The sequence below is a fragment of the Streptomyces sp. NPDC004327 genome (assembly GCF_042873935.1).
Lineage (GTDB): Bacteria > Actinomycetota > Actinomycetes > Streptomycetales > Streptomycetaceae > Streptomyces.
On the sequence record NZ_JBIAME010000002.1, the window covers coordinates 163,938 to 189,980 of the forward strand.

Here is a 26,043-nt window from a genome sequence, read left to right on the forward strand (position 1 = left end):
CCATGACCGCGCACCCCACGACCGACCTGATCGTCCTGGACATGGCCGGCACCACCGTCGCCGACGGCGGCCTCGTCGAGCAGGCGTTCACGGCCGCCGCCGAGCGCCTCGGCGAGGACCCGGCCACGATGATCGACTACGTCCGAGCCACCATGGGCGAGTCCAAGATCTCCGTCTTCCGCCACCTCCTCGGCGGCGACGAGCAGCGCGCCGAGGAGGCCAACCTGGCCTTCGAGGAGGCGTACGGAGAGCTGGTCGCCGGCGGCCGCATCGCCGCGATCCCCGGCGCCGCCGAGGCCATCGCGACCCTCAAGGAGCAGGGCCGGACCGTCGTCCTGACCACCGGCTTCGCCCGGGTCACCCAGGACGCCATCCTCGACGCCCTCGGCTGGCGGGGGCTCGTCGACCTCACGCTCTGCCCGGCCGACGCCGGCGGCCGCGGCCGCCCGTACCCCGACATGGTCCTCGCCGCGTTCCTGCGCACCGGCGCCGTCGACGACGTCCGCCGGGTCGCGGTCGCCGGCGACACCTCGTACGACATGCTCAGCGGCACCCGCTCCGGCGCCGGGATCGTCGCCGGCGTCCTCACCGGCGCCCACGAAGAGCAGGCGCTGAAGGAACACGGCGCCACCCACGTCCTGTCCTCGGTCGCCGAACTCCCGTCCCTCATCGGGGAGTACGAAGGATGAGCGGCGCAGCCAGCGGCATCCGCTTCGACGGCGTCTGCGTCGCGTACAACGGCCACACCGTCCTCGACCACCTCGACCTCACCGTCGAACCCGGCGAGGTCATGGCCCTGCTCGGCCCGTCCGGCTCCGGCAAGACCACCGCCCTGCGCGCCGTCGCCGGATTCGTCCGGCCGGTGGCCGGGCGGGTGTTCATCGGCGACCGCGACGTCACCGGACTCCCGCCGCACAAGCGGGGCATCGGCATGGTCGTGCAGCAGTACGCGCTCTTCCCGCACATGCGGGTCGACGACAACGTCGCCTTCGGCCTCAAGGCGCGGAAGGCACCCAAGGCCGAGATCCCCGGCCGGGTCGCCGAGGCCCTGGAGATGACCGGGATGGCGGCCTACGCCAAGCGCTACCCGCGCGAGCTCTCCGGCGGCCAGCAGCAGCGCGTCGCCATCGCCCGCGCCCTCGCCATCCGCCCCCACGTGCTCCTCCTCGACGAGCCGCTGTCCGCGCTCGACGCCCAGCTCCGCTCCGGCATGCTCGCCGAACTGGCCCGGCTGCACCGCGAGCTGCCCGACGTCTCCATCCTGTACGTGACCCACGACCAGGTCGAGGCGCTCACCCTCGCCGACCGCATCGCCGTCATGGACCGCGCCCGGCTCCAGGACTGCGGCACCCCGCAGGAGCTGTACCGCAGGCCCCGCACCGAGTTCACCGCCTCCTTCGTCGGCAACGCCAACCTGCTGCCGGTGACGGTCGGCCCGGAGGGGGTCAGGCTCGACGGCGCCGACGGAGCCCCGCTGAAGGTCGACGGAGCCGACGCGGCCGCCCCCGGCGCCACCGCCACCCTGTGCGTGCGCCCGCATCTCGTGGGCCTCGGCCCCGGCCCCAACGCCCTCACCGGCCGCATCGCCGAGGTCCAGTGGCGCGGCGCCACCCACCGCCTGTACGTCGAGGTGGGCTCCGGCCCCGGCGCGGGCCACCGCGTGAAGGCGGACGTCCGGGAGCTGCGCGAGACGCCGGCGCTCGGCGACGAGGTGACGCTGCACTTCGCCCCCGAGGACGCGGTGCTCCTCGCCTCCGGAGTGACCGATGGCTAGCCCCGCGCTCACGGCGAGCGGCGGACGGCGCCGGACGGCCGCCGACTCCGCGCCGGAGAGGGGCGGTTCGGCGAAGCTGCTCCGGGCCCTCCCGCCCGTCCTCGCCCTCGCCGTCGTCTTCCTCTACCCGCTCGCGCTCGTCGTCCGCGAGTCCCTCGCCCCCGGCGCGTACGCCCAGGTCTTCGCCTCGGCCTCGTTCCGCGACGCGCTCGTCACCACCGTGTGGCTGGCCGTGGCCGCGACCGCCGGCTGCCTGCTCCTCGGCTTCGTCCTCGCGCTCGTCATTGCCTTCGTGCCCTTCCCCGGCGGCAAGGCGGTCGCGAAGTTCATCGACGTCTTCCTCTCCTTCCCGTCCTTCCTGATCACGCTCGCGCTGCTCTTCGTCTACGGCACGGTCGGCATGGCCAACGGCGTGTGGACGGACGTCACCGGAGCCCCCGCCGGGACCGGCCCGTTCCAGTTCCTCACCACGCCGTGGGGCGTGCTGCTCGCCGAGATCACGTACTTCACGCCGTTCGTGATGCGGCCGCTGCTCGCCGCCTTCTCACAGCTCGACACCGCGCAGCTGGAGGTGGCGTCCTCCCTCGGCGCCCGCCCGCTGCGGATCGTGCGCCGGGTGATCCTGCCCGAGGCGCTCCCGGCCCTCGCCGCCGGCGGCAGCCTCGTCCTCGTGCTGTGCCTCAACGAGTTCGGCATCGTGCTCTTCACCGGCGCCAAGGGCGTCACGACCCTGCCGATGCTCGTCTACGGCAAGGCCATCCTCGAATCCGACTACGCGGCCGCCTGCGTGGTCGCCGTCGTCAACGTCGCGATCTCCGTGGGCCTCTACACGGTCTACCGGGCCGTGACCACGTCCGGCGGCCGGAGGCCGGCGCAGCCGTCCGACGCGGGTGGGGCGCCCCGGCGCCGGACCCTGCGAGGGCGGCCCTCAGAAGGGAGGCTCCGTCGTGCTGGTGCATAGCCGCGCCGGGCGCTGGGGCGTCTGGGCGCTCTTCGCGGTGCTCTTCGTCCCGCTCTTCGCCCTGCCCCTCCTCGTCATCCTCGCCGCCTCCTTCTCCACCCACTGGTCCGGCGCCTTCCCCTCCGGGCCGACCACCGCCCACTACGCGGCCGCCGTGCGCGGCGAGTCGCTGGAGGCGCTCACCACCAGCCTGGTCACCGCCGTCCTCGCGAGCCTGCTCGCGCTGACCACCGGCACCTGGGCCGCGCTCGCCGCCGCGTCCCTGCGCGCGCGGGGGATCGGCCGGAAGGTCCTCGACGCGCTGTTCATGCTGCCGGTGGCGGTGCCGTCGGTGGTCGTCGGACTCGCCGTCCTGGTCGCCTTCTCGCGGCCGCCGCTGCTGCTCAACGGCACGCGCTGGATCGTGATCCTCGCGCACACCGTTCTTGTCACGGCGTTCGCCTACCAGTCGGTTTCGGCCGCCATCCTGCGTCTCGACCCGATGTACGAGCAGGCCGCCGCCAGCCTCGGCGCCCGGCCCTCGTACGTCCTGCTCAGGGTCCGGCTGCCGCTCCTGCTGCCGTCGCTGAACGCGGCGGCGGGGCTCTGCTTCGCCCTGTCCATGGGCGAGCTGAGCGCCACGATGATGCTCTACCCGCCGGACTGGCTGCCGCTGCCGGTGCTCATCTTCACGTCCACCGACCGCGGTTCGCTCTTCACCGGCTCCGCGCTCGCGGTGGTCCTGATGGCGGCGACGCTCCTCGTCCTGCTCGCCGTCTCCCGTATCCGCACCAGAGCCTCGTACAGATAACTCACCCCCGTGACTCACCCTGGAGAGAACGACGTTATGCGTACGTACGTCAAGCCGATCGCCGCCGTCACCGGCAGCCTCGCCCTCGCCGCCACCCTCACCGCCTGCGGCGGCTCCTCCGACGCCGCCTCCGGCGAGAAGGTCGTCACCGTCTACAGCGCCGACGGCCTCAAGGGCGAGGCGGGCGACGGCTGGTACGACAAGGTCTTCAAGGACTTCGAGAAGCAGACCGGCATCAAGGTGAAGTACGTCGAGGGCGGCTCCGGCGAGATGGTGCAGCGCGCCGCCCGCGAGAAGTCCAACACCCAGGCCGACGTCCTCGTCACCCTCCCGCCGTTCATCCAGCAGGCCGACTCCAAGGGGCTGCTCCAGGCGTACGCGCCGCAGGGCTCCGACCAGGTCGGCGGCGCCGACAAGGCGAGCGACGGGAAGTGGGTCTCCGTCGTCGACAACTACTTCGGCTTCGTCCACAACAAGAAGGAGCTGACGCCGGCGCCCACCACCTGGGAGCAGCTGCTCGACGGCAGGTTCAAGAACAAGGTGCAGTACTCCACCCCGGGCGTCGCGGGCGACGGCACCGCCGTGCTCATCAAGGCCATGCACGACTTCGGCGGCAAGGACCAGGCCATGGAGTACCTGAAGAAGCTCCAGACCAACAACGTCGGCCCGTCCTCCTCCACCTCCAAGCTCGCCCCGAAGGTCGACAAGGGCGAGATCCTGGTCGCCAACGGCGACGTCCAGATGAACTTCGCGCAGGCCAAGTCCATGCCGAACCTCGGCATCTGGTTCCCGGCGAAGGACGGCGGCAAGCCGACCACGTTCGCCCTGCCGTACGCCGCCGGCCTGGTGAACGACGCCCCGCACACCGAGAACGGCAAGAAGCTCCTCGACTTCATGCTGAGCGAGCAGGCCCAGCGCCAGGTCAGCGCGATCGGCGGCGGCTTCCCGGCCCGCAAGGACGTGAAGACCACGGACGCGAACGCGATCGAGCTGGCGAAGCTGATGTCGGGCGTCGAGGTGTTCGAGCCGGACTGGGCGGACATCGACAAGAACCTGACGTCGTACGTGGACGCGTGGAAGTCCGCGACCGGCAGCTGACCACCTGAGAGTTCACCGCAGCCCGCCCTTTCACCGCAGCCCCCTTTCACCGCGGCTCATTGTCGCGGAATGATAACGGGTACGGACCAAAGCTTCACGAAGCTCAACGCCCCTGAGGAATCAGGGGCGTTGACGTGCGCGTACCCCCGTCAACGCCTCACGGAGGACTTCGACATGCCCCTCGACGGCATATCCCGCCGCACCGTGCTCGCCGCCACCGGTGCCACCGCCGCCCTCGCCGCCACCGGCCTGGCGACCGCCCCCGCCGCCCACGCGGCGACCGCCGCCCCGACGCTCCCCGACGGCACCAGCAAGGACAAGGTGCTCTTCGTCGGCATGGACGGCCTGCGGTACGACCGCATCGACGCCGCCAAGGCCCCCAACCTCAAGTCCCTGATGGCGGGCGGGACCTACGGCCTCTCGCTCCTCTACGCCAACCCGATGGCCGGCACCCTCTCCGGCCCCGGCTGGTCGACCATCTCCACCGGCGTGTGGCCCGACAAGCACGGCGTGAAGGACAACACCTTCACCGGCCGCAACTACACCCAGTACCCCGGCTTCCTCGCCCGCCTGCACCAGATCCGCCCCGAGCTCTCGCTCTTCGCCGCCGTCGACTGGCCCGAGCTCGACACCTACGGCACGGTCACGCCGGGCGCCGACGCCAAGGTCGTCCACAACAACGACTACGCGGTCAACGACCTCGCGATCACCGACATCACCGAGGACGTCCTGCGCAACCAGAACCCGGACGTCCTCTTCGTCTACTTCGGCGAGACCGACGAGATCGGCCACACCTACGGCGCCGCCAGCCCCAAGTACACCGACGCCATCGACGTCCAGGACGGCTACCTCGGCCGCCTCCTCGCCGCGATCGAGGCCCGGCCCACGTACGCCGACGAGCGCTGGACCGTCATCGTCGCCACCGACCACGGCCACACCGACCCCGGCGGCCACGGCGGCTCCAGCATCGAGGAACGGCGCACCTTCGTCCTCGCCCAGGGCCCCGGCATCGCGGCCGGCGCCCGGCCGATCGACACCCGGCTCGTCGACGTCGCCGCCACCGTCTTCCACCAGCTCGGCATCACCCCCGACCCGGCCTGGGGCCTGGACGGCAAGCCGGTCCAGCAGCGCTCCACGGACCCCTTCGACGGGCTGTACGGCTCGCTCGCCGGCCGCGTCGACGAGACCGGCATCCCGGCCGGCGTCCTCGGCTTCACCCACACCGCGCCCAGCGGCTGGTCGGTCATCAACAACGCCATGGGCACGGGCGGCGTCGCCGAGTGGCGCGGCTGGTCCTTCGCCACCGACGAGTTCTGGTCCCGCGCCCAGCGCGACCAGTCCCGCGAGCTGAACGTCCGCGCCCGCGGCGTGTTCGCGGTCGCCGACTCCGACGAGTGGGCCGACAAGACGTTCTCCGGCACCTACGACTCCACCCTCGTCAGCCCGGCGTACGCGGTCACCGGCGCCACCCGCGTGACCCTCGACTTCACGACCTTCTACCGCCAGGAGGGCGCCCAGACCGCCCAGATCCTGGCGAGCTTCAACGGCGGCACGCCGACGGTCGTCAAGAGCTACACGGCCGACGTGGTCTCGCAGCCCCAGTCGGTCACCGTCGCGGTCCCGCCCGGCGCCTCCAGCGTCAGCTTCCGCTTCCGCTACACCGGGTCCAACAACTGGTACTGGGTGATCGACGGGGTCGGCATCCGCACTTCCTGACCTAGGCTGGGGGCGTCGCCACAGCGTCGTCGCGTCGCCCCCAGTAGGTTGCACGTTTGCACGTCAGGAGTCCCGCACCCATGGCAGAGCGCAAGCCGATCGAATCCTGGCTCACCGACATGGACGGCGTCCTCATCCACGAGGGCGTGCCGATCCCCGGCGCCGATGCCTTCATCACGAAGCTGCGGGAGACCGGGAAGCCCTTCCTGGTCCTCACCAACAACTCGATCTACACCGCCCGCGACCTGCACGCGCGGCTCTCCCGCATGGGGCTCCAGGTCCCCGTCGAGAACATCTGGACCTCTGCCCTCGCCACCGCCAAGTTCCTCGACGACCAGCGCCCCGGCGGCACGGCGTACGTCATCGGCGAGGCCGGCCTCACCACCGCGCTGCACGACATCGGCTACGTGCTCACCGACCACGACCCCGACTACGTGGTCCTCGGCGAGACCCGCACGTACTCCTTCGAGGCCATGACCAAGGCGGTCCGGCTGATCAACGCGGGCGCCCGCTTCATCTGCACCAACCCCGACGAGACCGGCCCCTCCCTGGAGGGCCCGCTGCCGGCCACCGGTTCGGTCGCCGCGCTGATCACCAAGGCGACGGGCAAGGAGCCGTACTTCGCGGGCAAGCCGAACCCGCTGATGATGCGCACCGGCCTGAACGCGATCGGCGCGCACTCCGAGTCCAGCGCGATGATCGGCGACCGGATGGACACCGACATCCTGGCCGGCCTGGAGGCGGGCATGCAGACCTTCCTGGTGCTGACCGGGCTGACGACGCAGGCGGAGGTGGACCGCTACCCGTTCCGCCCGTCGAAGATCGTGAAGTCGATCGCGGACCTCGTCGACCGGATCTGAAGACCCGCGCCCGGGCCCCGGCCGGATCCCCCGGGATGCGGAACGGCCCAAACGGGGTGACCCTGCCAGTACCAGGAGGTCACCATGCGTTCAGGTCCCATCGCTCTCCGTGCCGCGGGGGCGGCCTTGGTGCTGGTGCTCGCGCCCACGGCGGGCACCGCCCTCGCCCACGACGGCGTCGAGGCCGCCGTCACCCCGGCCGCGGCCGCGCCCGGCGCCGATGTCGACGTCCGGGTCACGGGGTGCGGCGGCCCCACCGGCGCGGCGAAGTCGCCGGCGTTCGTCGCGGACGCCGAGCTCTCCGCCCGTGGCGGCGGCACGAGCGCGCTGGCCGGCGGCGCGCGGGTGCGCTCGGGCCTGGAGGAGGGCACGTACGAGATCAGCGTGACCTGCGACGGCCATGACCACGACGCCGTCGGCACGCTCCGGGTCGGGCGCCACCAGAAGCCGGCCGGACAGCCGAGCGGGAAGCCCGCAGGGCAGCCGACCGGGCAGCCCACCGGGCAGGCCGCGCAGCGGCCCGGGCATCAGCCCGCGCACCGGCCGACCGGCCACTCGTCCCCGATCGCGCCGGTCCACGCGGGCGGCGGCGGCACCGCCGCCTTCGCCGCCCCGGCCGCGCCCGGCGTGGCGCAGACCGCGAGCGAGGAGGGCCTGGGTGCCCCGTACACCCTCCTGGGCTTCGGCATGGCCGCCCTCGCCGCGGTGGCCGTCGCCTTCCGCAGCGCCCGCCGCCGGGGCGACTCGCGCCCGGGCCCCGGCGCGGACTGAGGGACGCGGCCCCGTGACGTCCGGGCGGGCGGTGGCCGGTACGGCCTGGGCCGTCCTGGTGCTCGGCCTGTGGGTGTGGGGCCGGGACACCGGCGAGCTGCCGCCCGGCCCGGCGCCGACCACCGGCGACATCGCCGCCGCCGGCCGCCCGCTCACCGCCCCGCTGCCCCCGGCGCACACCCCGCTCGCCGCGGCGGCCGAGCCGCGCCGGGTCGAGATCCCGTCCCTCGGCATCTCCGCGCCGGTCGTCGCGCGGGGCCTGGACGCGGACGGCGCGATCGACCCGCCGCCGTACGACATGCCGCGCACCGTCGGCTGGTACGGCGCCGGCCCCCGCCCCGGCGCCTCCGGGGCCGCGCTCCTCGTCGGTCACGTCGACACCGAGACCCGCCGCGCCGTCTTCTACGGCCTGAGCGCGGCCCGCCCGGGTGCGGAGGTGACCGTGACCCGTTCGGACGGAAGCGTCGCGGAATTCACGATCGACGACGTCCAGGTGCTGCCGCGGGACGGCTTCGACGCGCGCCGGGCCTACGGGCAGCGGGTGCCGGACCGCGCCGAGCTGCGGCTCGTGACCTGCGGCGGGAGCTTCGACCGCAAGTCCGGCGCGTACACGGCGAACGTGGTGGTGTCGGCGTATCTGACCGGCGTACGGGACTGAGCGACCCGGACCCGGCCGGTGGCCGGCCGGGGCCGGTCCTCGACCGCGGGCTCACGGACCGCGGGAGGAGCCCGGAGCCGCCGCGGGCGAGCGAAGCGAGACGGGGGTACCCCCGGCCGAAGGCTGGGGGAGGGATCCGCTCACTGTAGAGGACACGGGGAAACGACCGAGGCCCTTCACCTGATGGTGAAGGGCCTCGGCCTTGCGCGTGCGCCGCCAGGGACTCGAACCCCGGACCCGCTGATTAAGAGTCAGCTGCTCTAACCAACTGAGCTAGCGGCGCCTGCTGACAGAGATAACTCTACAGGACCCCGAACCGTGCTCCTGACCATTTCCGGTCCCGCCCGGCCTGTCGGATGGTCGTATGGGGCCTTCGATCCGTCAAAATGCGATTTGTCCAGACAGTTGAGAAACTGGCGCCCGTGCAAGAGCGCCAAAAGATCTTGACGAGTGTGGAGGGGAACGCATGAGTGTGCCGGTCTTCGAAGAAATCGAGCCCGCGGCCGACTGCGGTTGCCCGGGCTGTGCCCGGCAGCGGCGCGACCTCGCCCTCGGCCTGCCCGTGCGCGCGGGCGGCCATCCGGCGGCGCACGGCGCGCGTCGGGCGCTGGTCCTGGTGACGGCGGCGGGGGTGGCCCTGGGAGCCGGGGGATCGGCGGCCGCGGGGGCGGTGGGCGCGGGAGTGGTGGACGCCGGCGTGGAGCGCGCCGTCTCGGGGAGCGCCACCGGGCCCGGGCCCGAGACCCCGCAGGGCGACCGCGGCCCGCTGCACGGATCGCCCGGACCGGGCTCGGCGCCGTCCCCGGGCGCGAACCCGACGACCAGTCAGATCTCCGCCGACTCCCTGCGGAAGACCACCCGGGCCGAGATCATCAACCGTGCGAAGGCGTGGGTCGCCGCGGAGGTCCCGTACTCGATGGAGCGGTACTGGAGCGACGGCTACCGCCAGGACTGCTCCGGCTACATCTCGATGGCCTGGAACCTCCGCTCCAACGAGTGGACCGGCAGCCTCGACCGCTTCGCCGACCGGATCGACCGCGCCGACCTGCAGCCCGGCGACATCCTGCTCTTCCACAACCCGGACAACCCGACGCGCGGCTCGCACGTGACGATCTTCGGCGGGTGGACGGACTACACGCACACCTCGTACATCGCGTACGAGCAGACCAAGCCGCACACGCGGAAGCAGGCCACGCCGCTCGCGTACTGGGAGAACTCGGACCGCTACGTCGCGTACCGCTACAAGGGCGTGGCCGCCGGGGGAGCGGCCGGGGCCGGCTCCGGGGCCGCGGCCACGCCGTTCCCGGGGGCGGCGATGTTCGGCCCCGGCGCGAACAACGCGTACGTCACCCAGCTCGGCCGGCTGCTCGTCGCGCGCGGCGGCGCGAAGTTCTACAGCCAGGGGCCGGGACCGCGCTGGGGCGAGGCGGACCGGCGGGCCACCCAGGCCTTCCAGCTCGCGCAGGGCTGGACGGGCACCGGAGCCGACGGCCTGCCGGGGCCGCGGACCTGGGCGCTGCTCGTGGGCGGGCAGGGCAGGAGCATCGGCGGTTCGAGTGGTTCGGGCGGATCGAGCGCATCTGCGAGCGGGTTCCCCGGGCGTGGCTCCTTCCGTCCGGGCCAATCCAACGCATATGTGGAGAAGCTGGGCAGGCAACTGGTGAAGCGGGGCTACGGCAAGCACTACACGTCGGGCCCCGGTCCGCAGTGGACGGAAGCGGACCGCCGCAACGTCGAGTCCTTCCAGCGGGCCCAGGGCTGGCGCGGCGCCGCCGCCGACGGCTACCCGGGCCCGGAGACCTGGCGGCGCCTTTTCCGATGACCCCGAGAACATGAGGTGACGACCGAATGACCCCATCGACCCCGACCCCCTCCGACCCCGGCCCCGCCGCCACCCGCGACGCGGCCCGCACCGCCCGCCGCCTCACCGACGGCCGCCTACGCCCGGCGGGCCCGCCGGGCGGGGGCGGGGGTGCGCCTGCGGGAGCCGGTGTGTCGGTGGGTGCGGGTGAGGGCGTGGGTGAGCCGGCGGGCGCCGGTGCCGGTGCCGGCGCGGTGCCGGGTGCCGGAGCGTCGGCGGGTGCGCTGGTGAGTGGGGGCGCGGGCGCGGGTGTGCCGCCGGGTGCGGGTGCGGGTGCGGTGCCGGGTGCCGGAGCGTCGGCGGGTGCGTCGGTGAGTGTGCCTGCGGGTGGGGCCGCGATGCCTGGTGTGGCGTCAGAGACGGCTGGGGCGACGCCGGTTGAGGTGGTGCGCGGCCCCGGGGATCCGGCGGCTCCGGCCGTCGGTACCGCTGCCGGGCCGGCAGGGCCCGGCGGAGGAGTCACCGGTACGCCGTCGAGCGCGGGCCCGGCCGGCGGTCCGGCGGAGCCGGCGCAGGCGCCCACCGCCGGGACTCCCCGGTCCGGGCAGGGGCCCGGCCTCGCACCCGGTCCGGAGCGTACCGCCGTGTCTGCAGCGGCACCGGCCTGCGGTCCGGTTGCCTACGACGGCGGGACCCCCACGGCAGCATCTGAAGCCGGACGGTCGCAGGGCTCCGGCCTCGCGTCCGGCCCGGAGCGTACCGTCGGGTCCGCGTCGGCACCGGCCTGCGGTCCGGTCGCCCGCGACGGTGCGAGTCCCGGGGCAGCCCCCGAAGCTGGACGGTTGCAGGGCTCCGGCCTCGTGTCCGACCCGGAACGTACCGCCGCGTCTGTGACGGCACCGGCCTCCGGTCCGGCCGCCCGCGGCGGTGCGACCCCCGCGGCGGCCCCCGAAGCCGGACAGTCGCCAGCCCCCGGCCTCCCCTCCGGGGCCGCAGGTGCCGCCGCCGCACCGGTGCGGCAGGCCCCCGGCCTGGCGCGCCGTACGGGACCTGGCGCCATGCCGCCCAGCACCGCCCGGGCGGGCACGACCGCCGAGGCCGGTGCCGTCCCCGGATACCCGGCGGCGCCCGTGCCCGGGTCCGGCCGAGCCGCCGCATCCCCCGCAGGGGCGGCTCACGTCGCTGGTGCTCCGTCCGGCGTCAGGTCCGCGGACGCGGGTTCGCCGGCCGGTGCCGGTGCCGCGAACCCGGCGGCGTCCGCCGTCGCAGGCCCGGCAGGTCCGGTACGCGAGTCCGGACGCCACGCGTCCCCCGCCGGCTCGGTCCGCGCTTCGGCGCAGGGCCCGGGGCTCGCGCCCCGCTCGGGGCCGTCCGCCCCGGGGTCCGCCGACGCGCGCTCGGCGGCTGGTGCCGGTCCGTCTCCCGCTCCCGGTTCGCCGCAGGCCCACTCGGCGGGCGCGCCCGCCGCCGAGGGATCGGCCCACGCGGCTCCGTCGCAGGCGGCCCGCCCGGCGGGCGCGCCCGCCACCGCATCCGCCGCTCCGGCGCGGGACCTGGGTCCCGCCGCCGGAGCCGCTTCCGGCTCACGACAGTCGCCCCACCTGCCCGGCGCGTCCGCCGGTGAGGGCTCGGCCCCGGGCCCGGCCGCGACTCCGCCGCACGCACCGCGATCGGCCGGTGCCCCCGCGGCAGAGGCCCCGGCCTCGGCTTCGGCCTCCGCTGATCCGTCGCAGGCGGCCCGCCAGGCCGGCGCGCCCGCCGGCTCGGGTTCGCCCCTGGGCTCGGCCGCCGCCGCGTCGCAGACCCCTCGCTCGGTCGGTGCGCCGGCCGATCAGGGCTCGGTGGCCCGTTCGGCTTCCGCCGCTGAGTCGCCGTCGCCTCACCCGACCCGCGCGCCCGCCGACCAGGGCCCGGCTGCCGCTTCACCTCCCGCCGCTCTTCCGCAGGCGACCCACTCGACCGCCTCGCCCCCCGCCGACGGCCCGGCTCGCAGTTCCGCCCCCGCCGGCGGCCCGGCGCAGGCGCACCACCCGACGGGCGCGCCCTCCGCCGTGGGCTCGGCCCCGGGTGCGCCCTCCGCCCAGGATTCCGCCCCAGGCGCGCCCTCCGCCGCTCCGGCGCAGGCCGCCCCCTCGGCCGGTACCTCTCCCGGCACCGACTCCGTCGACTTCGGCTGGATCGCGGGCGGGCGGGGCAAGGCCGGCGCCGTGCATGCCGGTGTGTCCGCCGAGGGCGCGCCGCGCGCGGGCGGGGGCGCCGGGCATCGGCGGCGCACCGTCATCGGGGCCGAGAGCACCGGGTCGATCCCGGTGCATCTGCTCTTCCGGGACGAGGCGGAGGGCGGCGACGACGGTGGGCCCGCCACCATGCCGGTGCCGGCCGTGCAGGCCGGGGCGCGGACCAAGGCCACGGCGCGGAACACGGCCAAGGCCACGGCGCGGAACACGGCCAAGGCCGCGGCCGAGACCACGGCCAAGGCGAAGAAGCCCGGGATTCCCGGGCCCGCGAAGCACGCGCCCGCGCCCGGTAACCGGCCCGCGCCCACCGCCGATCCCCGGCTCGTCGAGCGGCCGGGGCCGGTGCTGGCCGGGTGGGTCGGGGTGGTGGGCGGGGTGCTCGCGCTCGCGGCGTGCGGAGCGGTCGTGTGGTGGAGCGGGGCCGTGCCCGGCGAGGCCGCGCGGATGCTGGGGCTGCCGGTGCGGCCGTACCACGGGATTCCGCTCGGGCAGTGGGCGCTCCTCGCGCTCGGTGTCGTCCTGGCGCTGTTCTTCCTGGGCGGGCTCGGCCGCGGCCGGGTCGGGTACGCGCTCGTGCTGACGCTCTTCGGCGACTACCGCGGCACCGTGCGCCGTACGGGCCTGCTCTGGGTGAGCCCGCTGCTGCTGCGCCGCCGGGTCGACGTGCGGCTGCGGCACTGGCGCAGTGAGCCGCTGCCCGCCGTGGACGCGAAGGGCACGGCGCTGAACGTCGTGGTCCTCGTCGTGTGGCGGATCCGGGACACGGTCCGGGCGGCGCTCGGGGTGGACCGGCACGAGGAGTACCTGCGGGAGCAGGTGGAGGCGGCGATGGCGCGGGTGCTCTCGCAGCTGCCGGCGGACGCGTTCCACGAGGACGCGCCGACGCTGCGGGACTCGGAGGCGGTCGGCGAGGCGCTGACGCGGCTGCTGTCGGCGGAGTGCGCCCCGGTCGGCATCGACGTGTTCTCGGCGCAGCCGACGCGGATCGAGTACGCGCCCGAGATCGCCGCGGCGATGCGGCGGCGCCGGATCGCGGCGATCGACGCGAAGAACCGGGACAGCGTGCTGACCTCGGTCGTGGACGCGGTCGACGACGTGGTCCACCGGCTGACCTCCCGTGGTCTGGTGGAGCTGGACGACTACGAGAAGAAGGCGCTGGTGAAGGACCTGACCGTGGCGTTCTACACCGGTCGTACGGCCCCGGGGGAGGGCGCGTGATCGGGCTCGCACACCGCCGCCGTTGGTATGGACATGGCCAACTTCCGTCCCTACCTTGGAGCTTGGTCTAGACCTAGAACCCCCCACGAACCACCCCCCACCCGCACGCGTGCAGCACGGCCCAACAGAACTCCCCACGTTCTCCTGGAGCGACAGCATGCGAAAGAAATCAGGGATGGCGGCCGTGGCGCTCGGCGTCGCCGCGGCCTCCCTCCTCGCCACCACCAGCGCGAGCGGCCACGGCTACACCGACTCGCCGATCAGCCGGCAGAAGCTCTGCGCCAACGGCACCGTGACCAACTGCGGCGACATCCAGTGGGAGCCGCAGTCGGTCGAGGGGCCCAAGGGCTTCCCGGCCGCCGGGCCCGCCGACGGGACGATCTGCGCGGGCGGGAACTCCCGCTTCGCGCAGCTCGACAACGGCCGCGGCGGCGCCTGGCCCACCACCAGGGTCACCGCGGGCCAGAGCTACACCTTCCGCTGGCAGTTCACGGCCCGCCACGCGACCACGGACTTCCGCTACTACATCACCAAGAACGGCTGGACCGGCACCAAGGCCCTGACCAGGGCCGACCTCGACCCCCAGCCCTTCCTGGTCGTCCCCTACGGGGGTCAGCAGCCGCCGTCGACGCTCTCGCACTCCGGGACCATCCCGGCGGGCAAGACCGGCCGCCACCTGATCCTCGCCGTGTGGACGGTCGCCGACACCGGGAACGCCTTCTACGCGTGCTCGGACGTCCAGTCCTGACCTCCGGCGGCTCCGGCGAACGACCCGCCGGAGCCCTCCTCATCTGACGTCAAGTCAGCTAACCTCCCGCCCCATGAGGACCGTCGCGGAACTCGTACGACGCCAGTGGCAGGACCACCGGACCGGACTGAGGGACGAGCACACCACCCTCACCCACCACCAGGTCGCCGCCGGCGCCGCCGCCCGCGCCGCGCTGCTCACGGAGCTGATGCCCGACCGGCCGGGGTGCGAGCCGCACCTCGGCCTGCTGCTCGACAACACACCGGAGTACCCGCTCTGGCTCGGCGCGGCGGCCCTCGCCGGGGCCGCCGTCGCCGGGATCAACCCGACCCGGCGCGGCGCCGAGCTGGCCCGCGACATCCGGCACACCGACTGCCGCGTCCTGGTCACCCAGCGCGCCCACCTCCCGCTCCTCGACGGGCTGCCGCTGCCCGGCGTACGGATCCTGGTGACCGACACCGACGCGTACGAGACCCTCCTCGCCCCCTACGGGAGCGCCACCCCGCACGACCGCTTCCTGCGGCCGCCCCGCCCCGACAGCCGCTTCCTCCTCTCCTTCACCTCCGGCTCCACCGGCGCGCCCAAGGCCGCCGTGTGCAGCCAGGGCCGGCTCGCCGCCGCCGGCGACTCGCTCGTGTCGCACTTCTCGATACGACCGGAGGACACCCACTACATCTGCATGCCGATGTTCCACGGCAACGCCGTGATCGCCGACTGGGCGCCCGCGCTCGCCGCCGGCGCCCGGATCGCGCTGCGCGCCCGCTTCTCCGCCTCCCGCTTCCTGCCCGACGTGCGCCTCTTCGGCGCCACGTACTTCACGTATGTGGGCCGCGCCGTCCAGTACGTGCTCGCCACCCCGCCCGGCGAGCACGACCGCGACCACCGGCTGCGGCTCGGCTTCGGCACGGAGGCGGGCGCGGTGGACGCGGCCCGCTTCGAAGCGCGGTTCGGGGTGCGGCTGGTGGAGGGGTACGGCTCCTCCGAGGGCGGGGCCGCGATCCAGTGGAGCCCCGGCACCCCGGCCGGGGCGATCGGGCGGGCCGCCCCCGGCGACGACCTCGCGGTGGTGGACCCGGCCACCCGGCGCGAGTGCCCGACGGCACGGTTTTCGGCCACCGGTGTGCTGCTGAACGCCGACGAGGCCGTCGGCGAGCTGGTCAACCGGGGCCGCAGCGCCTTCGAGGGCTACTGGCGCAACCCCGAGGCCGAGGCCGCGCGCCTGGGCCGGGGGCACCCGCGGGCCGAGGGCTCCGGGGCGGGCTGGTACTGGACCGGTGACCTCTTCTACCGGGATGCCGACGGCTTCCTCTACTTCGCGGGCCGCACCGACGACCGGCTGCGCGTCGACAGCGAGAACCTGGCCGCCGCGATGATCGAGAACATCCTGGCCCGCTGGGAGCGCGCGGCCGGCGTCGCCGTCTACGCCGTCCCCGACCCCGTCGCCGGCGACCGGGTGATGGCCGCGCTCGCCCTGCGCCCCGGCGCCGCCTTCGACCCGGACGCCTTCGCCGCCTTCCTGGCCGGCCAGCGCGACCTCGGCACCAAGATGCCCCCGACCTACGTCCGCGTCGTCCCCGAGCTGCCCCTGACCGCCACCAACAAGATCCACCGGGTCGCGCTGCGCCGCGCCGGACTCGGCGGCCCCGACCCGGTCTGGTGGCGCCCGGCGCCCGCCGCCCCGTACGAGCCGCTCACGGCCCGGGCCCGGGAGGGGCTCCGCCGGGCCTACGAGGAGCAGGGCCGGCCGTTCCCGGGATGACCCGGCCCCGGGGCGGGGAAACCCGGGGCCGGAGAACCCCGGGCGGGGAAACCCCGGGCAGGAAAACAAGGAAGCCCTCTCGCTTTCGCGAGAGGGCTTCCTCTGTCTGTGCGCCGCCAGGGACTCGAACCCCGGACCCGCTGATTAAGAGTCAGCTGCTCTAACCAACTGAGCTAGCGGCGCCTGCTGACAGAGAAAATACTACCTGGTCCCGAGGGGTGCTCGTGACCACCTCTCCGTCACCCCGGCTTCATCCGGCCGTCAGCCCGCGCGGAGCCTCAGATCGCCAGCGACAGCACCACCGGTGCCGCCCGGCGGTTCAGCGTGTCGGCCGCCGAGCGCAGCCGGTGCGCGTGCTCGATCGGGAGTGACAGTGCCAGACAGCCCACGGTCGAGCCGGCCGTCAGCGGTACCGCCGCGCAGACCGTGCCCACCGCGTACTCCTGGAGGTCGAGCATCGGGACGGTCGGCGGCTGGCTGTCCAGCTTGGAGAACAGGATCTTCTCGTTGGTGATCGTCCGGGAGGTCAGCCGGGCGATCTTGTGGCGGGCGAGGTGGTCGCGGCGCCCGTTCTGGTCGAGCTGGGTGAGCAGGCACTTGCCGACCGCGCTGGCGTGGGCGGCCGAGCGGAAGTCCACCCACTCGTTGACCTTCGGGGTGCGCGGGCCGTCGGCGAACTGGGTGATCTTCACCTCGCCGTCGATGTAGCGGCTGATGTCGACGGCGGCGCCGACCGAGTCGCGCAGTTCGGTGAGCGTCTCCTGGAGCTTGCGCTCCAGGGCCTCGCGGCGGGTGACGCCGGAGCCGAGGAGGACCAGGGAGTCGCCGATGACGTAGGCGCCGTCGGAAACCTGCTCCACGTACCCCTCGCGGCGGAGCATCAGCAGGAGGGACGACAGATGGGCGACGGGCAGGCCGGTCTCCCGTGCTATCTGCACGTCGGTCACGCCGCCACCGTGCCGTGAGACCGTCTCAAGCACGCGCAGGGCGTATTGCACCGAGTGGAACGGCGCGGTGGGCTCGGGCTTCAGCGCCACGGTTTCCCCCTACCAGGTTGTGACCGCAAGCTTCCGTACCACGATAGCCGCCAAGGCCCCGCCACGGGGCGGCTGTTGGCGAGATTGATGCGGTGCTCAGGGGGCCTGGGCTGGGGTGCGCCACTCTGGCATATGCCATGGTCACAGCCCTGCCGGAGAGACTGAGGTCAGGGCCGTGCGGGAAGCCGTCCGGACGGCCGTTCGAGCCCGTTCCGGACGTGAAGATTTTTTCGGTGGGCGGTCCGCGCGAGCCTGCTGGGGCCGGTGATGCGCGTGCGGGTCCGAGCCCGGGTCCGTGCCGGGTTCGTGTCCGGGGAATAAACGGAGACAGCCTCCTGTTAGCTTCCCCGATCGGCTTCTGACGACAGAAAGGCCCCACGGTGAGCGACGACCCCACGCCTGACGTGACGCGAGGAGACGCGATTCGGGGCGAGGTGCACGGCACCGCGCCCGTACCGCTGTCCGTACTGGACCTGGTCACCGTCGGCAAGGGACGGACCGCGAGCCAGACGCTCGCCACCAGCGTCGAGCTGAGCCGGCTCGCCGAGCGGCGCGGCTTCCACCGGCACTGGGTGGCCGAACACCACTCCATGCCCGGCGTCGCCTCCTCCTCGCCCGCCGTGATCCTGGCCCATCTCGCCGCCCACACCCGCCGCATCCGGCTCGGCTCCGGTGGCGTGATGCTGCCGAACCACGCCCCGCTGGTGATCGCCGAGCAGTTCGGCACCCTGGAGGCGCTCGCCCCGGGCCGGGTCGACCTCGGCCTCGGCCGCGCGCCCGGCACCGACGGCGCGACCGCCGCCGCGCTGCGCCGGACCCAGACCCTGGGCGAGGGCGCGGACGACTTCCCCGAGCAGCTCGCCGAGCTGACCCGCTTCCTCGACGACGACTTCCCGGACGGCCATCCGTACGCCCGGATCCACGCCGTGCCCGGCCCGGTGCAGGGACCCAAGGGCCGGCCGCCGGTCTGGCTGCTCGGCTCCTCCGGCTTCAGCGCCCGGCTCGCCGGCCTGCTCGGCCTGCCCTTCGCCTTCGCCCACCACTTCTCGGCCCGCAACACCGTCCCGGCCCTCGACCTCTACCGGGACTCCTTCCGCCCCTCGGCCGTCCTCGACGCGCCGTACGCGCTGGTCGCCGTCTCCGCGCTCGCCGCCGACGAGGCCGCCGAGGCCCGCCGCCAGGTGCTCACCGGCGCCCTGTCCATGCTGCAGCTGCGCGCCGGCCGGCCCGCGCTCGTCCCGACGCCCGAGGAGGCGGAGGCGTACGAATTCAGCCTCGCGGAGCGCGAGTTCGTCACCGACTGGCTGGGGAACATCGAGTACGGCACGGCGGACGAGGTGCGGGCGGGGCTCGACGCCCTGCAGAAGCGCACCGGCGCGGACGAGCTGATGATCACGTCCCACGCGCACGGGCCGGACGTGCGGCTGCGCAGCTACGAGCTGATCGCCGACGCGTACGCGCTGCCCGAGCTCCGTCCGGAGGCCTAGGAAGCGGAATTTCCCGGCCGGTTGGTTCACCTTCGAACCGGCCGGCCGGCGGAAGCCTAAGTGAACCTTAAACCGCTCGTCACGCATGGTGGCGGGCGGTTCCTTTTTGTGCTGCGCCCCCTCCGAAAGGCCCTGACGAGGGCTTTCTCTCGCCAATTGGTCTAGTCCTCAATCTGGTTCAGACCATTGACGCACCGTTCACGCGGCGGATATCACTGCTCCAACTTCCGTACCGCCACCCCTCCCGGAGGCCGCACGTGCACCCCCGCAACCCCCGCAAACCGCTTCTCGCCGCGCTGCTCGGCTCGGCCCTCGCCGCCGGCGCGCTCGCCGCGACCGCCGGCCTCGGCTCCGCGCAGGCCGCCGACACCGCCGCCACGCCGTCCACGGGCGGCGTGAAGATCGCCTACTACGACCAGTGGAGCGTGTACGGGAACGCCTTCTACCCCAAGCAGCTCGACGAGCGGGGCATCGCGGCCAAACTGGACGTCATCAACTACTCGTTCGGGAACATCCACCCGACCGACCTCACCTGTTTCGAGGCCAACAAGGCCGCCGGCGACGACGCCAACCCCAACGCCGGTGACGGCGCGGGCGACTCGTACGCCGACTACCAGAAGTCCTTCTCGGCCGCGGACAGCGTCGACGGCGTGGCCGACAAGTGGGACCAGCCGATCGTGGGCGTCTTCAACCAGTTCAAGAAGCTGAAGGCGAAGCACCCCAACCTGAAGATCAACATCTCGATCGGCGGCTGGACCTACTCCAAGTACTTCTCGGACGCGGCCAAGACCGACGCCAGCCGCAAGAAGTTCGTCGCCTCCTGCGTCAAGCAGTACATCCAGGGCGACCTGCCGGTCGACGGCGGCTTCGGCGGCGCCGGCTCCGCCGCCGGCATCTTCGACGGCATCGACATCGACTGGGAGTACCCGGGCTCGGCCGACGGCCACCTCGGCAACCACTACGCCGCCGAGGACAAGCAGAACTTCACGCTGCTCCTCGCCGAGTTCCGCAAGCAGCTCGACGAGTACGGCACCGCGCACGGCGGCAAGAAGTACCTGCTGACCGCCGCCCTGCCGGCCGGCCAGGACAAGATCAAGAACATCGAGACGGACAAGATCGGCGCGTACCTCGACTACGCGAACATCATGACGTACGACATGCACGGCGCCTGGGACGGCGACGGGCCGACGTACCACCAGTCCCCGCTGTACTCCGGCACCAACGACCCGACCGACGTCATCAAGCCGGGCACCGAGAAGTACTCGATCGACAACGCGATCGACTCCTGGATCGACGGCAAGCCCGCCTACGGCATCACCGGCGGCTTCCCCGCCAACAAGCTGACCCTCGGCTACGAGTTCTACTACCGCGGCTGGAAGGGCGTCCCGGCCGGCGCCACCAACGGCCTCGCCCAGACCGCCACCGGCGGCTCCGGCGCCCGCCCGCTCAGCCAGGCGGCCGGCATCGCGTACTACAAGGAGCTCGGCGGCATCGTCGACAACCCGGCGACCACCTTCTGGGACGACCAGGCCAAGTCCGCCTACTTCTACAAGGACGGCGAGTTCTTCACCGGCCTGGACAAGCGCACCATCCAGGCCCGCGCCGACTACGCCCACCAGCGCGGCCTCGCCGGCGCGATGATGTACTCGCTGCTCGGCCTCGACGCCAACGCCACCCTCTTCAACCAGATCGCCGACGCCGTCGGTTCCTCGCCGACCACGCCGCCGACCACCCCGCCCACCACGACGCCGCCGACCACCACGCCGACGACGCCGCCCACCACCCCGCCCACGACCCCGCCGACGACGCCGCCCACCGGCTGCACCGCCGCGGCGTACGTGGCCGGCCAGGTCTACACCGGCGGCCAGACCGTCTCCCACAAGGGCCACAACTGGAAGGCCAAGTGGTGGACGCAGAACGAGGAGCCGGGCACGACCGGCGACTGGGGCGTCTGGCAGGACCTCGGCGCCTGCTAGGGCCTGTCCGGCGGATCAGGGTCGGACAGGCCCTGGTCCCCGCGGTGTGACCCCTTCATGACCACTGCCCCCGCCCGGAATGTCCCTCCGGCCGGGGGCAGTTCCACGCCCGCGCCGCGGTCGCGGGCAGGCGGCCGCCCTTGGTGCCGGGTCAGCCGACGGCTCCGGCGCCTCAGGCGGGCAGCGGTTCCACGGGCAGGGACGTGACGCCGATCAGTTCGGCGATGCGCTCCGGGGTCACCGCCCGCGAGTAGAGCCAGCCCTGCCCGGTGTCGCAGCCGATCCGGCGCAGCCGGGCGGCCTGGCCCGAGGTCTCCACGCACTCGGCGGTGACCGTGAGCCCGAGCCGGTGGGCGAGCTGGACGAGGGCCTCGACGATCAGCTCGTCGGCCGGGTTGGCGTGCGCCTCGTCCTGGAAGCCGCGGACGAAGGAGCCGTCGAGCTTGAGGACGGAGACCGGGAGGCGGCTGAGGTAGGCGAGGTTGGAGTAGCCGGTGCCGAAGTCGTCGATGGCGATCCGCACGCCCATGTCGCTGAGCGCCTTGAGCGCCTGGAGCGGCCGGCCGGCCGAGCCCATGACGGCGGACTCCGTGAGCTCCAGCTGGAGCAGGTGGGGCGCGAGTCCGGTCTCGGCGAGGATGCCGGCGACGTCGGCCACCAGGTCGGAGTCCCACACCTGGCGGACGGCCACGTTGACGCTGACGAAGATGGGCCGCTGGCCCGGGTGGTCCTTCTGCCACTGCCGGGCCTGCCGGCAGGCGGTCCCCAGCACCCAGCGGCCGAGCTCCACGATGGAGCCGTCCTCCTCGGCGATGCCGATGAACCGATTCGGCGTCAGCACGCCGAACTGCGGATGGTGCCAGCGCACCAGCGCCTCGACGCCCCGCACCGCGCCGCCGGCGAGGTCGACGAGCGGCTGGTACTCGAGCGCGAACTCGCCGCGCTCGACGGCCGGGCGGAGGGTGGAGCTGAGCGCCTGCCGGGTCATCCGGTGGGCGTTGCGCTCGGGGTCGAAGAGGGTCCAGCGGGACTTGCCGTCGGCCTTGGCCCAGTAGAGCGTGGTGTCGGCGGCCTGCATCAGGCAGGTGGCGGAGGAGCCCTGGGCCGGGCGCTCGACCACGCCGATCGAGGCGGAGACCGAGAGCCGCTGCCCGGAGAGGTCGAAGGGCTCCTGGAGCGAGGTCAGCACGGACTGGGCGAGGTCGGCGAGCTGCTCGGTGCCGGTGGAGTCCTCGACCAGGATGGCGAACTCGTCGCCGCCGAGCCGGGCCACCAGATGGCCGCCGTTGCGGGTGTATCCGTAGCCGTCCGCGCACTCGGTGAGCCGGGCGGCGACGGCGGCGAGCAGCCGGTCGCCGATCCGGTGGCCGAGGGTGTCGTTGACCGCCTTGAAGCCGTCCAGGTCCAGGTAGCAGATGCCGATCCGCCCTGTTCTGCCATGCCCGTAGGACTGGTACGACTCGTAGGACTCGTGTGACCGGTCCGGGTCCGCCGCGGCGCCGCTGTCGAGGGCGGCGGTCAGCCGCTCGAAGAACAGGGTGCGGTTGGGCAGCCGGGTGACCGGGTCGTGCATCTGGAGGTGGCGCAGCCGGGCCTGCAGCTCGCGGCGGTCGCTGATGTCCGCGACCGAGAGCAGCACCCGGCCGCTGTCGGGTACGGGCGCCACGGTCACCTCGGCCCAGAGCGAGCGCCCGTCGGGGTGCTTGAGGCGGCGCGTGCAGCGGAAGCGGGAGCGCCGGCCGCGCAGCACCTCGCGGTAGGCGTGCCAGGTGCGGCCGTCGGAGCCGAGGTCGACGAGGTCGGCGGCGGCCTGCTCGCGCAGTGCGGCGGCCTCGGTGCCGAGCAGGGTGCCGAAGGAGTCGTTGGCGGCGAGGACGATGCCGTCCCGGTCGACCATGGCCATCGCGAGCCGGGCGGCGTTGAACGCGGCGCGGTAGTCCCGGAGTTCGGGGCCGCCGGGGTCGGAGTCGCCGGGGCCGGAGTCCCGGAGTCCGGGGGTGTGGAGCCCGGGGGCGCCGGCCTCGGGGTCGCGGTGGTCCCGGAGTGCGGAATCCGATGCCGGAGGGTGACTCTCCGTGAGTGCCGGCTCAGCCGACGGGTGCACTGGTCCTTCGGGGGTTCCGCTCACCGCTCGCTCCCGTAGTGCGTTCGGGCCGTACAGATGTGGTCGGAATGATCGGCCGGGGAAAGTGTGCCGATCATAGAGGCTGGCCGGGGCGCCGTTCCAGCTCCTGAGCCGGTCGCGGGCCTCCGGCGGGCTGTGAGGCTGCCCACCCGGACCGCGCGCCCGATCGTTTCTGCGCGGGTCTGACACGGGTCGACAGCGACCTGACCGAATGTGACTTTCCGTGAGCTGTCGCGTGCCCGTGTCGCGTCGACCCGGCGGGTCCCGCTCACCCGACCGGGGCAGCGGAAAGGTGCGAAACCTGGCAAACCACCACAAGGTGGGTGAGGTGTCGCACATTCCGGAGCGGGAGGTCCACGTGAGGGGTCACGGGAAGGGGCAGCAGCCACCCGGGCGAGTGCACGGGCGGGCGCGGGGGCGCGCGCCCGGGCAGCGCTCGCGCCTGCGGGCCGGCGCGGCCGCCTTCACCTCCCTCGCCGCGCTCGCCGCGACCGGTCTCGTCGCCGGCCCCGCCGTCGCCGCGCCCTCCGCCGGGCCCTGCGCCCTGCCCCGTACCGCCGCCCATCACTCGCTCGGCCTCGACACCTGGAACGGGTCCTATCCGCGTCCGACCCGCGCCCTCGACGCCGTCATGATCTTCCTGTCGTTCCCGGACTCGACCCCCATGACCACCCCCGCCGAACTGGCCGCCGACCACTTCCCCGGCACGTCCCAGTTCTTCGAGCGCGCCTCCTACGGCCGCTTCAGCCTGCGCGTCCACCCGCAGCGCGACTGGATCCGGATGCCGCGGGACTCCTCCGCGTACGCGATACGGCGGGACTGGAGCGCCGAGCGCCGGGCGGCCTATCTGCGCGACGCGATCCGCGCCGCGGACGCCTCGGTCGACTTCTCGCGCTACGACGTCGTCTACCTGGTCGCCGACCCGGACGCGCCCGGCGTGGACTCCGACGCCACCAAGGTGGTCAACCTGGAGCACCCGCTGGAGGCCGACGGCGCCGAGATCAAGCGGGTCGTCACGGTCTTCGAGCGCCACCCGCCGGACCGCAACGTGCTCGCCCACGAGACCGGCCACGTCTTCGACCTGCCCGACCTCTACCACCGGCCGACCGACGGCAAGGGCGACTGGGACACCTACGTCGGCGACTGGGACGTCATGGGCAGCCAGTTCGGGCTCGCGCCCGACTTCTTCGCCTGGCACAAGTGGAAGCTGGGCTGGCTCGACCGCTCCCAGGTGGCCTGCGTACGCGGCCCGGGCACCCATGTCGTCAGCCTGGAACCGGTCGCCGCCGCCCCCGTCGCCGGCGGCAGCGTCGGCACCCGGCTCGCCGTGGTCCGTACGGGTGAGGACAGCGTCCTCGCGATCGAGGGCCGCTCGGCGACCGGCAACGACCGCGACACCTGCACCGAGGGCGTGCTGCTCTACCGCGTCCGCAACCAGGCGGCCTCCGGCGACGGCCCGGTCGAGGTCGTCGACACCCATCCGCGCACCGAGGCGTGCTGGGAACGCTCGGTCTACCCGCCGCTCGCCGACGCGCCGCTGCGCGAGGGAGAGTCGTACACGGTGCCGGGCACGGGAGTCCGGGTGGAGGTGGACGGCCGCACCAAGGCGGGGGAGTGGACGGTCCGGATCACGGGCCCGCAACCGGTCGGATGACCGCGGAAAACGAAGAAGCCCCCCGCTTCCGCGAGGGGCTTCTTCTGTCGGTGCGCCGCCAGGGACTCGAACCCCGGACCCGCTGATTAAGAGTCAGCTGCTCTAACCAACTGAGCTAGCGGCGCCTGCTGACGTCGTAGACATTAGCAGGAGGATGGGCCTAACCAAAAATCGATACCCGCACATCGATCCTCCCAACCGCCCGGACGGCCCTGGCCGCCCGCACGCACGCCCACAGCAGCACCTCGGGACCGGGCAGCCACGGCTTGCGGGTGTCGGGGGCGACGAGCCAGCGCGGGCCGGTGGAGTCGTGCGGGGCGAGCGGCGGGATGGTCACCGCGTCGCCGGTGCCGTGGCAGAGCGGACGGGCGACCTCCCGGCCCCACTCCTCCCAGTCGAGCAGGGACGGTAACCGCTGGGCGGTGCCCGGCGCCGCGAAGAGCAGCATCCGGCCCCGGTGCACCGCCACCGGACCGCAGCCCGGCCCCTCGGCCCACAGCCGGTCCAGCATCCGCCGCCCGAAGGTCGGCTCGACGTTCACCACGTCGAAGACCGTGCCGCAGGGGAGTACGGCGGGGGAGGCGGGATGCTGCTCCCAGGTCGCGAGCGCGGGGCCCGGCCGGGACGTGGCGGAGGCGAGCCAGGCGGCGCCGTCCTCGGTGACCCGCGCGGGCTGGTGCCGGCAGATGTCGTAAAGGACCGTCGTCTCGTCGCTCAGCCACGTCGTCATACGAGAGGTCTACCGGCTGTGACGGCCCCGTTCCGGCGGGTTGCCGGAAACCCGGACACGGCGGGGTCGCGGGGAGTATCTTGCGCCCCGGCATATGCCATCCGGCCAGTCCGGGGGCGGGGTGCCGGGGGCGGGGTGCCGCGGGCTTGATGCCGGAAGCCGACTGTCCTGGAGCCCGGCTGTCCTGGAGCCGACTGTCCTGGAGCCGACCGTCTGGGAGCCGGCTGTCCGGCGGCGGGGCGCCCGGGGGCGGGGTGCCCGGGGGCTCCCCGCGCGCGGCTCACTCCTGCGGGTCGCGGCCGCCCGTGCGGATCAGGTCCTGACCGAACTCGATCATCTTGCGGGCGTAGTCCTCGGTCCACGCCGCCCGCTCGGCCACGTCCGCCGCCGTCAGCCGGTCGAACCGGCGCGGGTCGGCGAGCTGCGCCGCCGCGATCGCCTGGTACTCGATCGCCCGGTCCGTGGCCGTGCGGAACGCCAGCGTCAGCTCGGTGGCCCGGGCCAGCAGCTCCCGCGGGTCGTCGATCCGCTCCAGGTCGAAGAAGTGCTCCGGGTCGGCGGCAGCCTCGGCCGGTTCGAAGATCAGCGGCGCCGGCCTGACCCGCCGCTGCGCGCTCCGCTCCGCGGATTCCGCCATGATCCC

The 26,043-nt window shown here is 73.6% G+C and carries 20 protein-coding genes and 3 tRNA genes; 16 read left to right on the forward strand and 7 right to left on the reverse strand.

The genetic code is table 11. From position 1 onward, the window contains the following. The first annotated feature begins 2 nt into the window (after positions 1–2). The 9 genes from ACFYU9_RS06825 (at position 3) to ACFYU9_RS06865 (ending at position 8,628) form a co-directional block, all read left to right on the forward strand. Positions 3–689: a phosphonatase-like hydrolase gene (locus ACFYU9_RS06825; protein WP_389343289.1), complete on the forward strand. Its 687-nt coding sequence runs from the start codon at positions 3–5 to the stop codon at positions 687–689. Continuing rightward, positions 686–1,774, forward strand: a complete 1,089-nt coding sequence (locus ACFYU9_RS06830) for an ABC transporter ATP-binding protein (protein ID WP_389206558.1) — start codon at positions 686–688, stop codon at positions 1,772–1,774. The genes ACFYU9_RS06825 and ACFYU9_RS06830 overlap by 4 nt, the downstream gene beginning before the upstream one ends. Further along, positions 1,767–2,735, forward strand: a complete 969-nt coding sequence (locus tag ACFYU9_RS06835) for a 2-aminoethylphosphonate ABC transporter permease subunit (RefSeq protein WP_389343292.1) — start codon at positions 1,767–1,769, stop codon at positions 2,733–2,735. The genes ACFYU9_RS06830 and ACFYU9_RS06835 overlap by 8 nt, the downstream gene beginning before the upstream one ends. Further along, positions 2,722–3,525: an ABC transporter permease gene (locus tag ACFYU9_RS06840; RefSeq protein WP_389206555.1), complete on the forward strand. Its 804-nt coding sequence runs from the start codon at positions 2,722–2,724 to the stop codon at positions 3,523–3,525. Before ACFYU9_RS06835 ends, ACFYU9_RS06840 begins: the two co-directional genes overlap by 14 nt. A 36-nt stretch (positions 3,526–3,561) precedes the next feature. After that, positions 3,562–4,623 carry a 2-aminoethylphosphonate ABC transporter substrate-binding protein gene (locus ACFYU9_RS06845; RefSeq protein ID WP_389206553.1) on the forward strand — a complete coding sequence of 354 codons (1,062 nt, stop codon included), beginning with the start codon at positions 3,562–3,564 and terminating at the stop codon, positions 4,621–4,623. Between the two features lie 174 nt (positions 4,624–4,797). After that, positions 4,798–6,339: an alkaline phosphatase family protein gene (locus tag ACFYU9_RS06850; protein ID WP_389343295.1), complete on the forward strand. Its 1,542-nt coding sequence runs from the start codon at positions 4,798–4,800 to the stop codon at positions 6,337–6,339. A gap of 80 nt (positions 6,340–6,419) precedes the next feature. Next, on the forward strand, positions 6,420–7,199 hold the full coding sequence (locus ACFYU9_RS06855) for an HAD-IIA family hydrolase (RefSeq protein ID WP_389206549.1): 780 nt from the start codon (positions 6,420–6,422) through the stop codon (positions 7,197–7,199). Between the two features lie 84 nt (positions 7,200–7,283). Next, a complete protein-coding gene (locus ACFYU9_RS06860; RefSeq protein WP_389343298.1) occupies positions 7,284–7,970 on the forward strand; it encodes a PT domain-containing protein in 687 nt (228 codons plus the stop codon). A gap of 13 nt (positions 7,971–7,983) precedes the next feature. Continuing rightward, positions 7,984–8,628 carry a class F sortase gene (locus tag ACFYU9_RS06865; protein WP_389343301.1) on the forward strand — a complete coding sequence of 215 codons (645 nt, stop codon included), beginning with the start codon at positions 7,984–7,986 and terminating at the stop codon, positions 8,626–8,628. Positions 8,629–8,837: 209 nt separating this feature from the next. Here the strand turns inward: ACFYU9_RS06865 and ACFYU9_RS06870 are convergent. Further along, positions 8,838–8,911, reverse strand: a tRNA-Lys gene (locus ACFYU9_RS06870). 183 nt (positions 8,912–9,094) lie between these two features. Here ACFYU9_RS06870 and ACFYU9_RS06875 point away from each other — a divergent pair. From ACFYU9_RS06875 to ACFYU9_RS06890, 4 genes are all read left to right on the forward strand, one after another. Beyond that, a complete protein-coding gene (locus tag ACFYU9_RS06875) occupies positions 9,095–10,450 on the forward strand; it encodes a peptidoglycan-binding protein (RefSeq protein ID WP_389343304.1) in 1,356 nt (451 codons plus the stop codon). A gap of 2,030 nt (positions 10,451–12,480) precedes the next feature. Beyond that, positions 12,481–13,884 (forward strand): SPFH domain-containing protein, encoded by a 1,404-nt coding sequence (locus tag ACFYU9_RS06880; protein ID WP_389206541.1) that lies wholly within the window; start codon positions 12,481–12,483, stop codon positions 13,882–13,884. Between the two features lie 157 nt (positions 13,885–14,041). Further along, the gene (locus ACFYU9_RS06885; RefSeq protein ID WP_389343307.1) at positions 14,042–14,632 is read left to right on the forward strand and encodes a lytic polysaccharide monooxygenase; all 591 of its coding nucleotides are present in this window, start codon (positions 14,042–14,044) and stop codon (positions 14,630–14,632) included. A 73-nt stretch (positions 14,633–14,705) separates the two neighbouring features. Next, complete coding sequence (locus ACFYU9_RS06890) at positions 14,706–16,391, forward strand: AMP-binding protein (protein WP_389206538.1); 1,686 nt, start codon at positions 14,706–14,708, stop codon at positions 16,389–16,391. Between the two features lie 109 nt (positions 16,392–16,500). Here the strand turns inward: ACFYU9_RS06890 and ACFYU9_RS06895 are convergent. Both ACFYU9_RS06895 and ACFYU9_RS06900 read right to left on the reverse strand, forming a co-directional pair. After that, positions 16,501–16,574: transfer RNA gene (locus ACFYU9_RS06895), tRNA-Lys, on the reverse strand. 95 nt (positions 16,575–16,669) lie between these two features. Next, positions 16,670–17,428, reverse strand: coding sequence for an IclR family transcriptional regulator (locus ACFYU9_RS06900; RefSeq protein ID WP_389343310.1), 759 nt, complete (start codon positions 17,426–17,428; stop codon positions 16,670–16,672). A 404-nt stretch (positions 17,429–17,832) separates the two neighbouring features. Here ACFYU9_RS06900 and ACFYU9_RS06905 point away from each other — a divergent pair, with 404 nt between their 5' ends. Together ACFYU9_RS06905 and ACFYU9_RS06910 are read left to right on the forward strand one after the other, a co-directional pair. After that, the gene (locus ACFYU9_RS06905; RefSeq protein ID WP_389206761.1) at positions 17,833–18,915 is read left to right on the forward strand and encodes an LLM class flavin-dependent oxidoreductase; all 1,083 of its coding nucleotides are present in this window, start codon (positions 17,833–17,835) and stop codon (positions 18,913–18,915) included. 257 nt (positions 18,916–19,172) lie between these two features. Then, positions 19,173–20,891 carry a glycosyl hydrolase family 18 protein gene (locus tag ACFYU9_RS06910; protein ID WP_389343313.1) on the forward strand — a complete coding sequence of 573 codons (1,719 nt, stop codon included), beginning with the start codon at positions 19,173–19,175 and terminating at the stop codon, positions 20,889–20,891. Positions 20,892–21,063: 172 nt separating this feature from the next. Here the strand turns inward: ACFYU9_RS06910 and ACFYU9_RS06915 are convergent, their stop codons facing one another. Beyond that, positions 21,064–23,019: a putative bifunctional diguanylate cyclase/phosphodiesterase gene (locus ACFYU9_RS06915; RefSeq protein WP_389343316.1), complete on the reverse strand. Its 1,956-nt coding sequence runs from the start codon at positions 23,017–23,019 to the stop codon at positions 21,064–21,066. Positions 23,020–23,413: 394 nt separating this feature from the next. Between ACFYU9_RS06915 and ACFYU9_RS06920 the strand changes: the two genes are divergently transcribed. After that, the gene (locus ACFYU9_RS06920) at positions 23,414–24,670 is read left to right on the forward strand and encodes a M6 family metalloprotease domain-containing protein (RefSeq protein WP_389344124.1); all 1,257 of its coding nucleotides are present in this window, start codon (positions 23,414–23,416) and stop codon (positions 24,668–24,670) included. Positions 24,671–24,721: 51 nt separating this feature from the next. Here the strand turns inward: ACFYU9_RS06920 and ACFYU9_RS06925 are convergent. The 3 genes from ACFYU9_RS06925 to ACFYU9_RS06935 form a co-directional block, all read right to left on the reverse strand. Next, a tRNA-Lys gene (locus ACFYU9_RS06925) sits at positions 24,722–24,795 on the reverse strand. 35 nt (positions 24,796–24,830) lie between these two features. Continuing rightward, on the reverse strand, positions 24,831–25,400 hold the full coding sequence (locus ACFYU9_RS06930) for a bifunctional DNA primase/polymerase (protein ID WP_389206530.1): 570 nt from the start codon (positions 25,398–25,400) through the stop codon (positions 24,831–24,833). 280 nt (positions 25,401–25,680) lie between these two features. Beyond that, positions 25,681–26,037: a hypothetical protein gene (locus ACFYU9_RS06935; protein WP_389206528.1), complete on the reverse strand. Its 357-nt coding sequence runs from the start codon at positions 26,035–26,037 to the stop codon at positions 25,681–25,683. Positions 26,038–26,043: the final 6 nt, after the last annotated feature.

Bases quoted from the DNA above. Each gene is read 5' to 3' on its own strand.
- ACFYU9_RS06825 (WP_389343289.1), top strand. From the start codon at position 3: ATGACCGCGCACCCCACGACCGACCTGATCGTCCTGGACATGGCCGGC.
- ACFYU9_RS06830 (WP_389206558.1), top strand. From the start codon at position 686: ATGAGCGGCGCAGCCAGCGGCATCCGCTTCGACGGCGTCTGCGTCGCG.
- ACFYU9_RS06835 (WP_389343292.1), top strand. From the start codon at position 1,767: ATGGCTAGCCCCGCGCTCACGGCGAGCGGCGGACGGCGCCGGACGGCC.
- ACFYU9_RS06845 (WP_389206553.1), top strand. From the start codon at position 3,562: ATGCGTACGTACGTCAAGCCGATCGCCGCCGTCACCGGCAGCCTCGCC.
- ACFYU9_RS06850 (WP_389343295.1), top strand. From the start codon at position 4,798: ATGCCCCTCGACGGCATATCCCGCCGCACCGTGCTCGCCGCCACCGGT.
- ACFYU9_RS06855 (WP_389206549.1), top strand. From the start codon at position 6,420: ATGGCAGAGCGCAAGCCGATCGAATCCTGGCTCACCGACATGGACGGC.
- ACFYU9_RS06860 (WP_389343298.1), top strand. From the start codon at position 7,284: ATGCGTTCAGGTCCCATCGCTCTCCGTGCCGCGGGGGCGGCCTTGGTG.
- ACFYU9_RS06875 (WP_389343304.1), top strand. From the start codon at position 9,095: ATGAGTGTGCCGGTCTTCGAAGAAATCGAGCCCGCGGCCGACTGCGGT.
- ACFYU9_RS06885 (WP_389343307.1), top strand. From the start codon at position 14,042: ATGCGAAAGAAATCAGGGATGGCGGCCGTGGCGCTCGGCGTCGCCGCG.
- ACFYU9_RS06890 (WP_389206538.1), top strand. From the start codon at position 14,706: ATGAGGACCGTCGCGGAACTCGTACGACGCCAGTGGCAGGACCACCGG.
- ACFYU9_RS06930 (WP_389206530.1), bottom strand. From the start codon at position 25,400: ATGACGACGTGGCTGAGCGACGAGACGACGGTCCTTTACGACATCTGC.
- ACFYU9_RS06935 (WP_389206528.1), bottom strand. From the start codon at position 26,037: ATGGCGGAATCCGCGGAGCGGAGCGCGCAGCGGCGGGTCAGGCCGGCG.